Source organism: Peribacillus sp. NPDC096622, assembly GCF_044762665.1.
GTDB lineage: Bacteria > Bacillota > Bacilli > Bacillales > DSM-1321 > Peribacillus > Peribacillus frigoritolerans_B.
Window position 1 is genome coordinate 1 of sequence record NZ_JBIWES010000016.1, and the last position, 13,570, is coordinate 13,570.

The following is a 13,570-nucleotide window of genomic DNA, read 5'->3' on the forward strand; positions in this document are numbered from 1 at the left end:
CACGGTGTACCACCGACTGTCGCGCCCTTTATGGGTAGCACTCATGGGAGATTAATCCTTTTTTGGTCGTCGCGCTAGCCTCTACTTAATATGCTGTGGATGGAGGTTTTTGTTTAACGATTGACCAAACTCAATCAGATTACTCATAAGGCTCAGCCTTTTTTTAAAAAGCATTTTTACTGGGTCTATTTTGTTGTGGTTTTTTCTGGATTTTGAGCTTTTTTAATTTTCATGGGAGTTCAACAAGCATACGTTAATATTGCTATTGAGATATAAAAAACACTTGTAAAAGTACACTAAAGATTATGGCGAAAATTTTAATCCAAAGGTAATTTTTCTTTGATAAAACTGTCGAAGACCTTTCCATATATCCAACCACAACAAGCAATCCCAAAGCACCTATATATGGCTTGAAATAATTTAATTTCTCATTACTCCAATTTGTATCAATAAAACTATAAAAGAACAGAAAAAGAAAAGTATAAGTTCCAATTACGAATATAGTCTCTTTAATCTTTTCAAGTTTCATTACAATACCTACTTTTCTTGTTTTTATCAAAATTATAACTATAAATCTGCTCTTGAACAAAACTGCCCCGATTGTTGCATAAAGAAAGAGCTGCCTTAAAGACAGCTCTGATCTTCAGCTAACGCACCCGTTAGTTTTAATAAGAAATTCTTCTCTGTGACGCCCATTCTTTCGCTTTATCGGCTAATTCATTAACGAACTGCTGTTTTCCATCTTGATACTTGTGATGTTCGTTTGGAAACTGATTTGCTAAGTTGATTTTCAATTCTCCATATTTTTTAGCTTCCACAGGGTTCTTTATCAAGTATTCTTTAAAATCTAAATGGATTTTTATTTGTTCACTATCGACTTGGAAGATATGTAGATGATGTGTTCTATTATCCTTTCCTTTTGGAAAATATCTTCTTCCAGCAATCCCATTCTCACCTTTCGGTTCATACCCCAATTCCAACATTTCATTGTTGTATAAATCAACGTTCTCAATATCCTTTACAACAATTAAAATATCTATTATCGGCTTTGCGTAACCTATTGTTGGTATAGAGGTACTTCCAATATGAAAAATATCAACTAATTCATCTCTAAACACTTCTTTCAATATTTTCTCTTCTTGACTGTATGATTTTCCCCAGTCATCGGTCCAAGCAAGTATTTTGGCTTTTCTCAAAAGAAGCCCACCTTTTTTACATTATTCATTAAACATTACCATTACCTTATTTTATTCTCTTGTTCAACTATCCTGCCCCTTTAGTTCCATAAGGAAAAGCTGCCTTAAAGACAGATCCGTTATTCAGCTAACGTACCCGTTAATTGAATAACATTTGCCTGTTTACCAATAATAACAAAAAGGAGGGAATCGATGAAAAAGTTTTTGGTTTTAGCAATTTTGATGGTTTCTACGTGTCTCAATAACATTTCCGTTTGTGCTGAGAAACAGCATAAACACGATTCAAAAGGCATGGAACAAGCTATGGACCATTTTATATTAGACCAATTTACTGATGAAATGGTACAAGCAGTAAAAGATTTTTATAAAAAGGATTCAGTAAGGATTCAATATAATTGGTGGGATAAAAATTATGATGTTGTGGAATTAGACCAATCGGAAAAAGGAAGGGAATTAAGTCATCCCTATATAATAAAATTTACTGTTATAACTTACGATGGCAATAAAACGGGAAAACTTGGCACGGATACCATTACTTTTGGTGTTTCACCCCTTCAGTTTAACAAAGAACTGGATGAGAAAAATTTAGCTGCTACCAAGGTGGAGTTATTGAATTATAGTCACGTTGAACCTTCGAAAGGTAAAAAATAACTGTAAAGCACCGTATTGGTGCTTTTTTCTATAAATCTTAAGCTAAAGCACCCGTTAGCATTCCTGTAGAGCGTTAAATATCGGCTTTGAAAAAAACAGAGCCCCTCAGTATGATGAGAGTACACACAAACCAAAACTCATCTTAAGGAGGAAGCTCTACTATGAATTTTTAAAATGCAAAACAAACAAAATCAACTAATTGAAAGAATCACGAATCGTCATCTTGTTGTAGGAATTGATATTGCACAACAATTTCATGTTGCTCGAGCTGTTAACTATCGAGGAATTGTGGTCGGTCATCCTCTAACCTTTGAAAATAATGATGAGGGGTTTACTAAATTTCTAAGTTGGATCAAAGAACTTAAACGAATAAACCGTTTAGACACCGCCATCGTGGGCATGGAACCTACTGGTCATTACTGGTTGAATCTATCAAAATGGTTAGTTGAACAAAACGTTGAAGTTGTTACCGTAAATCCGCACCTTGTTAAAAGGAATAAAGAGAATCGAGATAATACCCAATCTAAGAGTGATAAAAAGGACGCTCTCGTCATCGCTGATGTAGTGAAAAATGGCTATTATACATTGATTCATCATAGCCCAGAATCCATAGAAAAACTTCGAGTTCTTATGTCTAACAGGGACATGATCGTTAAACGGCTTGTCAGCTCAATCAACCAAATAAATCGCTGGGTAGATATCGTCTTTCCTGAACTACGACAAGTCTTCAAAGATGTAACAGCTAAGGGAGCTATCGCAACCCTGCGCTTATTTCCCACTCCAGTCGAACTACGTTCGTTACAGCCTCAAGATATCATTATGGGATGGAAATCAGTAATGAATAGACATGCAGGTGTTTCAAAGGCTCATTCACTGATCGACTTAGCGAACAAATCGGTTGGTACAAAAAAAGCTCTTGATGCTTATAAACTTCATTTGAAGCAATTGCTTGAGGAATACGATCTTGTGACCGTCCAACTTGAAGCAGTTGAACAGGAAGTCACAAATATACTCATGAAAATTCCTTATGCTGAAAAAATACTAGCGATTAAAGGAATTAGCACGATTACACTGGCTGGTATTCTTGGAGAATCGGGTGATTTAAGTGGTTTCGCTCATGGCAATGCTTTATTACGTCACGCAGGACTGCACCTTTCCGAGGCAAGCTCTGGAAAATGGAAAGGTCAAATTGTTTTATCCAAACGTGGTAGGTCCCGACTTAGACGTTTCCTATTTCTTGCGACGATGAGTCTGATTATGAATAACCCAGAGTTCCAAGCCATTCACGCCACAAATGTTAAGGTGAAAAAAACAAAGAAAATGAAGTCTGTCATGAAGTTATGCGGTAAACTCGCCAGAGTTTTAGTGGGAATGGCCAGAAGTGGATCTGACTATTCCCCAGAAAAAGTTTACCCGATCACTCCAGAAGCAGCATGAAACTTACCTTTTGATATTGTCATTCACGAGCATTGGCTTATTCGTAAATTCAAAGAAAGCACGAGTACTGGATGTAATGAATAAAAGGGCAATGACCCGTTCCGTTAGCAAAACCGGCCTCCACCCCTTGGATAGGCATGACGAAGGAATGAAAGGGCATAGGAATATGACCCGTTGAGACATGGGAGGGAAAGCCTCCAGGGCAGCGTGGAAAATGCGTGCAGAATATGTAATAATATGGGATTTTCAACGGATCCCCTATTTCAATCTGCCCTCATCTTATCAAAACGGTCCTATCTCTTTCGTTCATCTAAAGTAACCTATACCATGTGGTTTGAAATCCTGCGAATAAGCGAGAATTCGTGAGCATTATTTATTAAACTGAGGGAGTTCATTAAGAAAAGCGATTCTTGAACAATATCCTTTATTACATAGATTTTCTACCATAATATATAGAAATATATCTTAATTTACTACAAAAAAATTTATTAGTTATTATAAAACAAATGATTTGACGAAAAAAATTGTTTATGCTATAATTTAAAGTTAAAATATTTGTGTGTATAATAAGGTTCTCCTGGCCAGGGGAATCTTATTTTTGTTTTATGGGAGGATTATTGTATGAAGAAAAATGAATCAAGTTTAACTTCCTTAATATCAGCCTTTGGTCGAGCATACCACAGTAAATATGACACACCCAAAATTTTTGATAATTTTATTGCAAAAGATTTAATTACCCAAAAAGAATTTACAGATATTAGTGAGAACATGATTAAAGGAATTCAATTCTTTAATCATAAAATTGCAAAGAAGTTTCAAGATCATCCAGAAGAAATTTTAAAATGGATTACACAAGTTCAACTTTCTCCAACTCCTTTAGCACGTGCTGCCTATTGCGAAAATGTATTATTTCATGAAATGTTGCTAGGCGTTAAACAGTATGTCATTCTAGGAGCTGGATTAGATACCTTTTGTTTCCGACACACAGAATTAAACGACAGCATAGAAATATTTGAAGTTGATTATCCAACCACACAAGACTTTAAAAAGAAAAGGTTAGCAAATGCTAATTATCAAATTCCGGATAATCTTCATTTTGTTTCAATGGATTTCACCAAAGAATTTACTTTTCAAAATCTTATTGAAGAAGGTTTTATGCCTAACAAAAAGACTTTGTTTAGTCTTTTAGGTGTTTCTTATTATTTAACAAAAGAGGAAAATGCCAACTTGATTAATAGATTATTTACCAAAGTTCCATCAGGAAGTTCTATCGTTTTTGATTATGCAGACGACAAACTTTTTGAAGAAAAAGGAATGTCTAATCGAGTTCAAAATATGGTTCAAATGGCTTCAGCTAGTGGTGAGCCAATGAAATCATGTTTTACTTATGATGAAATGGAGAAAATGTTAGAAAACTCAGGTTTACTCATTTTCGAACATTTATCACCTGTTACTATTAATTATGAATTCTTTCGTAGTCGTACAGACTATTTGTCTGCATTTGAAACGATTCATTACATCCATGCTGTAAAAAAATAATATTTCGGTTAATACCAGACTTACCTCCCAATCTCCCTATGATTGGGAGGTTGTACTCATTCTCATCTAAAATTTATATATTCTAATTCTCTTACTGCAAGTTATTCAACAATCTGGCCCGATTGCTGAACAAAAGGTAGAAAAGCAAACATTTCATAAATAAGTTATAATTTGTTCCATAACTCGTCCTTTTCTGAACACACCACTGTTCGATTTGAAAAGGACGTTTTTTTATTGCTGTCACTTCAGGATTTATTTTGCACCTTTTTTAAATGCTATTTTGCACATACAAGAATTCAAAAGATGTATTAATTGATAAAATTAATTTTTGAAGATTCATTTATCATCCATACAATAATCTAAACTTTATAAATGTTAAGAGCATGTTTAATCAGTTTTCAAAACATGCTTTTCTATTTGTGTACTATTGTATTAGGTTAATCAAACTTTATTTCATATGGGAAGGTCAGGACAAGAGTACCTAGGCGATAAGTAGATACAGTAAAACTTGATTTTTGGTATCATTTGTATTACCGTATTAGTAGGATGAAAATAGAAAATTTCATATGAAGGAGACTGGAGAATATGGCCAAAATACATATTCGTCAGTATCCAAATCTTGTTTTTACGGGGGAAGTAAAAAAAGGACTGGGGAACAAAGTATTATCCGAACAAGTTAGGAAAGAAATTCTTGAAACACTTTTTTTATTAGACAAGAATGGGACTAATAATGATTATTTAAGCAAAAGAATTGAAATGACACATAGGAATAAGATTTGGGAAATGAAGTTTAAAGACAAGTCTGCTACTGAGTGGAGAATTCTTTTTAAAAAAATCTCTCGTAATACTAAACCAGCACAGTATGGATTACTCAATATAATTAGAAAAACAACCCCTAAATTAATAAAACGAGATTTAGATGCTGCAGAAGGAATTGCAAAAAGAGAAGGATGGTAAACATCCTTCTCCATAGCAAGACTTTATCTGCTATCATATGAAAAAAATTAATAATCGATAAAATTGGAAGGAGTAAATTAATCTATGACCGAGAACAATGATGATAACATTGAGTTCCACGATATCTCAGAAATTATGGACATTCCTGAAGAATATTATGTAACCTCGGTTTCTAAGTTGAAAATATCAGAAAAAATTAAAGAGAGGATAGAACAAAAACAATTATCTATTCGAAAGTTATCTAAAAATATTGGGTTAAAACATCCTCAAATTATTCGTGTGACCAGTGCAAAAAATTATAATATAGATACCTTACTTAAAATATTGGACGGATTAGACTTAGAAATCGAAATTAAAGTAAAGGAAGATAAATAAAATTATAAAAAATACTTCAATAAATAATTACTTATATATATTGTAGATGCTATTAATTAATTTTAGAGAGGTTATTTCATGGAATATTGTATTATTAGATGTTATTCAATAATTGATTTTAGATAACGAGTAGAATAATTTTAAAACTCTATAAGAGATATGATTTTTTATTAAAAGTGAAAATAAATTAATTACTGTATTTTATTTCAGTAATTCAGCTGATTTGTAAGGAGATGGATGTTATCATCTCCTTTTTTAAATTTGAAACTGTGATTAAACTGTTTATCCTATGGGAAGTCACTAATATTTATGAATTAGGGCTTGAACAAAAACAAAATGATTGGAAAAATTCACCTCCTCTTTTAGATAATTTACTCTTTCTTTTTTAATCGATAAATAACCAAATGACTTTTGTATTATCTTCCAATTTATTCTTGAAGTCGATTTCTCCTTTTTTGTTTCGTCTGGTGTCTCTCCTTCGTTTAAACGTTAAAAGGATTGGGGGATCTACCCGGCACCAATCCTCTAATTACTCTTGATAAAATTTCGTTTCCGGATGTACAAGATCATGCTTCGTGGAGGCATAGTTAGATACCAGATTAGATAAAAAATTGAGTGAGTTTTTTATCATAGGTACGTTAACCTAAGACCATTATAGTTATATGTTATTAATCCATACATAAACAATTCTTTTCTCCTGATTAATAAATCATTTAATATAGTTGTATTTTGGGATTCGAGTAACATTTTACTAATTTATTAATTATATTTCCTGATATATAATCTATTAGTGTTTATTGGAAGGAGAGGGAATGATTTGTTTAGATTTAGAAAGTATTTTGCATCGATTATGATTCTGGCTTTATTATGTAGCATCTTACCTACGTATTCAGGTGCAACTGATAATCCTGAGGATAGTCAGGCAGTTCAAAAGGAAAAGGAACCAATCACCACTGATAATTTAGAGGAAGTTGTCAAAGAGCGAACGCCAAGTTCGAAAACATTCACTGATGGTGATGGAAATTTTGTTAAAGAGATTTATCAAGAAGAAGTACATAACAAAGTAGACGGAAAGTATCAGACGATTTCCGAAGATTTAGTGGAAAAAGGGAATAATGGTTATGTAGAGACAGAAACAACGAATTTACAATCTATGTTTCCTGAAAAATTAGGGGAGGATAAACCCTTAGTCTATCAGTCTGGTGAGCACAAGTTATCGTTTGAATTAAACTCTGCCTCCGATGGAGAGAAACAGACCAAACCTAATTATTCATCGGAGCTAGAAAAAAAGGAAAATTCTATAACCTATAAATCTCTATACCCTCAAATTGATTTAAGGCATGTAGCCTTAAATAATGAGGTAAAAGAAGATTGGATCATGAACGAATATAATGGAATTAATGAATTTCACTATACGATTCAAACGGATTTATACGGTCAAGTTGAAAAAGATGGATCGATAGGTTTTTATGAAAACGAATCTAAAGAAAAAACAGTTTTCACTTTACCTAAACCAGTAATGGTGGATTCAAATTATAATGAGACATTAGGCGATGGTATACGATCGACAGATATCCATTATAAGCTAAATAGAAAGTCAGACAATAGTTATGAATTAGTTTTGACTGCTAGTAAAGAATGGTTATCTTCGTCTAAGCGAGTCTTCCCTATTTATATTGATCCCTCAGTATCGATTGATTCATTGGGAGATACATTTGTGATGAGCGCCTATCCAAATAACAATTACAATAAAGAATGGGATCCATCACAAGGAGAATATGTATTAAAAACGGGATATTATGATAGTACAACAGGAACTAATTACCCGTTTATAAAATTTAGTGTAATTGGGGACTTAAAGGGAGCAACCATTGATTCAGCCCAATTAGCAGCCTATGTCACTCATTCCTATTATGCCGATATAAAAACAGGTATTTGGGTAGATGAGGTAAAAGGACAATGGTATGTAGATGAATTAACTTGGAACAATAAGCCTTCTTCGACCAATATAACCAGTACGACAGTTGCTAGAGATGAGTGGGCCTATTTTGATGTTAAGAATACCGTTCAAGCTTGGGTTAACGGCACAAGAGAAAACTATGGCTTCAAATTCCATACAAACGGAAATGGTAAAACATATTGGAAAAAAATAACCGCAGCTGAAAGTAAAAAAGCTAAACTTGTGATTGGTTATCATTATAATAAGATGACGAATCCAACGGTAAATTCTTACTCTTATGGGGAAGGAAAAGCTGATGGTTATATCGATGTAAAATGGAATGCCGTCTATGGAGCACAATCATATGATCTACAATTATTTGATGGTAAAGGATATCAAACCATTTATTCAGGTACAACTACAAGCTGGTCAACAAAAGGGAAAAAGATTTTCCCTAAATCACCTTATACAACCAGTTCTTCCTATAAAACGGATGGTACGGGTGTTGAGTTACCAGTAGATCCTAGTGATTTTTATAGTGCAAAAAGTGGAACAGCTACAACGAAAAAAGATTACGGGTTTCGTGTAGTAGCAAAGTTTGCAAGTGGTGATAGCCCAGTTTCAACAGTTATTTACAAAACTATCCCTGTTCTTCAAGTGGGGAGCCCTGAACTCCCAACCGTAACAGCTAATGCATACCCCGAAACAGATACGGTTAATAAAGGACGTGGATGGCTTAATATTTCGTGGAAACCAGTAACAAATGCAACGGGTTATAAAGTTCTCATTTGGAACGGTGAAAAGTATGAAGAGTTTTCAGTAGGTAACGTAACGAGCGTTAGTACAAAAGGAAAAAAAATCTGGCCTACTGATGCTGAAATAGCTGCTGGCAAGAACGAGCTCCATATTACGGATTTAAGTTCAACAGGAACTCCTTCTACCGGAGTAGAGTTACCGATTGATCCTGGTCCGACTTATAAAAGTTCTTCGAAACGATATAGTATTCGTGTAAAAGCCGTAACTAGTTTAGGAGATTCTCCGTCTTCGGATGTGAATTATGGATATATTCCACTACTATCACCGAAAAATGTGAAAGTAACCGGGAATGTTCTAGATTATGTACAGAATAAAGGGAAGTTAGATGTACAATGGGATGCAGTAGAAGGTGCAGGATCTTACCAGGTTGAAATAAATACAGGGGAATCCTATAAGGAGTTTACAGTAAAGGGAGATACTCACTTTGATACAACCGGTAAAACCTTATTTGATAAAATAGCAGATTTACCAGTTGATCCAACTAATTATTATAGTTCAGGCACACCTCAATCTTTAAAAGATAAAAAAGCCTACCAAGTTCGGGTTAAGGCTTATCGTTTTGATGATGAAGACGACAATGTACCTGTAACGGAAACAGAAAAAATGACAGGTCCCCGTGGTTTAAGTGCACCTTCATCCAATGTTTATGGATCGATCCCCTTTAAAGAGGATTTGATTGGATTAGAGGATTACTTTACCTATGGCGATCACCAATCAGGAAATGCCCAAACATCTGTTAATGTTACCACCGGTAATATGGTCATGGAGTTTACTGATCAATCCCTATTCACTCGAGGTGTCTTAGGATTTGATCTTACCCGTTACTATAATTCACGGTCCACTCGTGCCTCTGCTCTTGGACAAGGCTGGACATTTGCAGGAAATGAAAATTTGATTGAAGTAGCTAGTACTAGTAGTGAACCAGCAAAAGTCATATATTATGATGAAGATGGGACCAAACATGAATTCAGCTATGATTCTAGCAATCAAAAATACATCTCTCCAAAGGGTAAATACTATACGTTAACAAAGGAAACGGTTAATGGTGCTCAAGGATTTAGTCTAAAAGAAAAAGATGGATTTTCTAAAATTTTCGAGGCTAATTCAGGAAAAGCTAATGAGTATCGATTATATGCCTATAAAGATATTAATCAAAATACGATACGCTTCTTTTATAATCAAGATAAGTTATCCGAAATCTCTGAAGTAAATCAACAAGGCGAGAAAATTCGGACGAGCATTCAATTAACGTATAACAATGATGGATTAATTAATAAGATAGGATACGGAAGTCATTGGACAGAAATTGGATATGAGAGTAAGCGTATGGTATCCATAGTAACAAAAGATTCTCGGACAACGGATAGCATCACAGAAAAGCTTTCCTACAATTCACTTGGACAGTTAGCATCTTATATAGATGGCAAGGGAAATGAAACCAAATATCTTTATGATGATAATGAGTTGAAAGTATTCGATAAACAAGAAGAAAATGCGTCCATTTCTGTCTCTACTACGTACCATTATGATAATGGAAAAAATGAATTTACGGTGACAGATACTGATGACAATGAAACGGTTTATAAAAAGGATACGGAAAATGGTACGTTTGCTGTTAACAATATATTAAACAGTGATGGGACAAATTCCAGCTTCCGATATGATAATCAATATAATGTGTTAAATTCTGTTGATAAGGGGATAACGAGTTCTAATACCTATGATGCAAATGGAAATTTAAAAACTCACACTGAACCTAATGGGACAACTTCGTATGAATATGATGATAAAAATCGTGCAATTAAAGTCATCGATCCAACAGGTACTACTACGATAAACATTTATAAAGGAGAAAACCTGTCTAGTACAAAAATTGGGGAGGAAACGACTACCTATGAGTATGATTCGGTTGGTCGAGAAACGAAAGTGATCTCTCCAAATCAAACTTATGTGGAAACAATCTATGATGATGCAACAAATAAGGTAACAGTAAAAGATGCAGAAGGTCAATCCTCTAGTGCCTCTTATGACCAATTTGGTAACATAAAGAATACAACGGATGCTGGGGGAAGAAGCGTTTCTTACGACTATCACCCATTGCAGTCTAACGTAATTACTGCTGTATCGGATGGAAAAGGTAAAACAACTCAATATAAATATGATGCAAATGGGAACTTAAACACTTTAACGGATGCTTTAGGACGGAACAAAGTCTATGAATATAACGACAATGATCAAGTCATTCAAGCTACCTTACCAGGTATGGTTTTTAAATATCAATATAATTCGAATGGAAATATGGATGTAGAAGAAAAACCTTCTGGTAATACTTTAATCTATTCCTATGATTCAATGAATCAAGTTGAAAGTGTGACAGCAACTACTCCAGCAAAAGGAGAAGTATTAAAGTGGGATCAAACATATAAGGATGGACAACTATCAAGCGTAACCTATCGCGATCTAGAAAATACTAAAACACTTCTTGAAAAGGATTTAACCTATAATGATCATTCTCAACTTCAGTCTTATAATCAAGGGAAATACAGAATTGGATATACGTATGATGAAAATGAACAACCATTAAGTTCGACCATCCTTTATTCTGATGAAACAAAGCCTTGGAAGGTGGAACAATCACTAACGTATACAACTGAAGGGAAGCCTGATAGATTCACAGTTGGAGTTGACCAACAAAAATGGATGATTTTTGATTACGATGATAATCTGACTAATAATCAACAGATACTCACTGTTAATGAAAATCTATATTTAAGAACCAATACATTGAATAAAAGCAACCTTCTTGAAAGAATCGCATATACCCAAGGAACAAGTACGAAATTAAACTTTTTCTATAAATATGATGGTTCAGGAAATATTCTTGAGGAAAGAAATGAGAAAGGTTTAACAAGTTTTACCTATGATGAGAATAGTCAACTAATTCAAGAGAAATTACCAGATGACACGATTAATAAATATAGCTATGATGACGTTGGTAATCGCATTGAAAGCACACATGGTACCAAAAAAGATATTTTCACATACAACACAGCAAATAGAATCACTACCAAAAACGGAAAAGATTATAAGTATGATAATGATGGGAACTTGCTTCAAGATGAAACATACAAATATGAGTACAATGCCCTTGGCTACAACACAAGAATTACAGATTTAAATGACAATGAAGTAGCTCGCTATGAGTATGATGAAACAGGTTTGCGCACAAAAAAAATTATCGGTACCCAAATACATGAATACTATTATGATAACGATCAATTATCCCTAGAAATAGTAATTCGTAACGGATCTGTGGAACAATATCGAAATTACCAATGGGAAGGATACATTCCTTTAGGTATGGTACTTCGCGAAAAAGATGTAAGTGGTAACTGGAAGGAACAAGCATTTCATTACTGGACGAATCATCGTGGAGATGTAGTATCAATTATAGATAACGAAGGAAAAGAAGTAGGTTCTTATTCTTATGATGCTTATGGAAATATATTAACGGAAAACGGCGAAGTTGCTAAAGATAACTCAATTCGGTATGCAGGATATTACTATGATTTAGAAACAAAGAATTATTATCTCAAAGCACGTTATTATAACCCTGAGAACGGTAGTTTCTTAGCTCTCGACCCTCAACCAGGTGAAGATAATAACCCCATAACTCAAAATGGATATACTTATGCAAACAACAATCCTGTTAAATATATCGATCCTTCAGGTGAAGTATTTTGGTTAATTGGAGCTGCTATTAGTGGAGCAGTATCAGCAGTTGTTCCTTATTTTTGGGATTTATATTGGAAATACGGATATAAAAAGATGAAGAAAAAAATAGAGTGGAAAAAAGTAAGAAACATGGCCATAGTAGGTGGATTAACTGGTGCATTTGGTGGTGCTTTAGGAAGAGGACTTGCTAAAGGTGGATTTAATTTTGTGAGTAGATTAATGGGTAATTTTCAATGGGAATTGAAATCTCAACTAGCAAATCAGTATGTCTCAGATAATAAAATTAATTTTAGGAAAGCAGTTTATGATGCAGCATATGCCACTTTCCAGGGAGAAAGAAGAAACTTCATAAAAATTTCAGAAGCTTATAGACGGGGCGGTAAAAAATTAGCATATAGAGTAGCAAGGTCTGCCTAAACGAAAGGAGGGGGAAAAATGCACATAGATATTGGGTTTCTCTTTCTTATTATTTTATCATTAACAGCATTAATATTTGCTATTCGATACACTAAAGAGCAAGACAAAGAGCAAAGTGAAGTTATAAGTGGAGCAGGAATTTTCGGTAATTTCATGTATTTTTTGATAACTAAATTACCATTTAAAGTAAAAAAAACAATATATATTATAGTGTGCCTACTTATGGTCGTTCTATTTTCTATTGGTTTATGGCAACTATCCTAGTAAATGAATAACTATTTATAAAAGGAGAACGAGAGTTAATTTCGTTCTCTTTTTACTTTGAATATGATTTAATGGAAACTTCATCAAAAATCAGATAACAGTAAAAGATGCTGAATAAATGAATGGTTTATAATGGGGTACAGCCAGCAAAACGCGGAAAACGTACGCTAAGCAAAATTCAACATGAAAATAGCCATTCTTCTGTACGTTAAGGGTCACTGCCGACAAAAACGAGAGGATTATA

General features: G+C 33.9%; 8 protein-coding genes. 7 read left to right on the forward strand and 1 reads right to left on the reverse strand.

Features of this window, described 5'->3' with window-relative positions:
- Nucleotides 1-665: 665 nt before the first annotated feature.
- Nucleotides 666-1,196 (reverse strand): GrpB family protein, encoded by a 531-nt coding sequence (locus ACIQYG_RS21775; RefSeq protein WP_402842364.1) that lies wholly within the window; start codon nt 1,194-1,196, stop codon nt 666-668.
- A 192-nt stretch (nt 1,197-1,388) separates the two neighbouring features.
- On the opposite strand from ACIQYG_RS21775, the gene ACIQYG_RS21780 reads away from it, so the two are divergent.
- The 7 genes from ACIQYG_RS21780 (at nt 1,389) to ACIQYG_RS21810 (ending at nt 13,326) form a co-directional block, all read left to right on the forward strand.
- Nucleotides 1,389-1,847, forward strand: coding sequence for a DUF3888 domain-containing protein (locus ACIQYG_RS21780; RefSeq protein ID WP_402842367.1), 459 nt, complete (start codon nt 1,389-1,391; stop codon nt 1,845-1,847).
- A gap of 174 nt (nt 1,848-2,021) precedes the next feature.
- Nucleotides 2,022-3,284 (forward strand): IS110 family RNA-guided transposase, encoded by a 1,263-nt coding sequence (locus ACIQYG_RS21785; RefSeq protein WP_402842370.1) that lies wholly within the window; start codon nt 2,022-2,024, stop codon nt 3,282-3,284.
- A 621-nt stretch (nt 3,285-3,905) separates the two neighbouring features.
- A complete protein-coding gene (locus ACIQYG_RS21790) occupies nt 3,906-4,823 on the forward strand; it encodes a class I SAM-dependent methyltransferase (RefSeq protein WP_402842373.1) in 918 nt (305 codons plus the stop codon).
- A gap of 585 nt (nt 4,824-5,408) precedes the next feature.
- Nucleotides 5,409-5,780, forward strand: a complete 372-nt coding sequence (locus tag ACIQYG_RS21795) for a type II toxin-antitoxin system RelE/ParE family toxin (RefSeq protein WP_402842376.1) — start codon at nt 5,409-5,411, stop codon at nt 5,778-5,780.
- 84 nt (nt 5,781-5,864) lie between these two features.
- Nucleotides 5,865-6,155, forward strand: a complete 291-nt coding sequence (locus ACIQYG_RS21800; protein ID WP_402842379.1) for a helix-turn-helix domain-containing protein — start codon at nt 5,865-5,867, stop codon at nt 6,153-6,155.
- Nucleotides 6,156-6,972: 817 nt separating this feature from the next.
- The gene (locus tag ACIQYG_RS21805; RefSeq protein ID WP_402842381.1) at nt 6,973-13,062 is read left to right on the forward strand and encodes a DNRLRE domain-containing protein; all 6,090 of its coding nucleotides are present in this window, start codon (nt 6,973-6,975) and stop codon (nt 13,060-13,062) included.
- A gap of 18 nt (nt 13,063-13,080) precedes the next feature.
- Entirely contained in the window at nt 13,081-13,326 is a 246-nt protein-coding gene (locus tag ACIQYG_RS21810) for a hypothetical protein (protein ID WP_402842384.1), read from the forward strand.
- The last annotated feature ends 244 nt before the right edge of the window (nt 13,327-13,570 follow it).

Bases quoted from the DNA above. Each gene is read 5' to 3' on its own strand.
- ACIQYG_RS21795 (WP_402842376.1), top strand. From the start codon at position 5,409: ATGGCCAAAATACATATTCGTCAGTATCCAAATCTTGTTTTTACGGGG.
- ACIQYG_RS21780 (WP_402842367.1), top strand. From the start codon at position 1,389: ATGAAAAAGTTTTTGGTTTTAGCAATTTTGATGGTTTCTACGTGTCTC.
- ACIQYG_RS21810 (WP_402842384.1), top strand. From the start codon at position 13,081: ATGCACATAGATATTGGGTTTCTCTTTCTTATTATTTTATCATTAACA.
- ACIQYG_RS21800 (WP_402842379.1), top strand. From the start codon at position 5,865: ATGACCGAGAACAATGATGATAACATTGAGTTCCACGATATCTCAGAA.
- ACIQYG_RS21785 (WP_402842370.1), top strand. From the start codon at position 2,022: ATGCAAAACAAACAAAATCAACTAATTGAAAGAATCACGAATCGTCAT.
- ACIQYG_RS21790 (WP_402842373.1), top strand. From the start codon at position 3,906: ATGAAGAAAAATGAATCAAGTTTAACTTCCTTAATATCAGCCTTTGGT.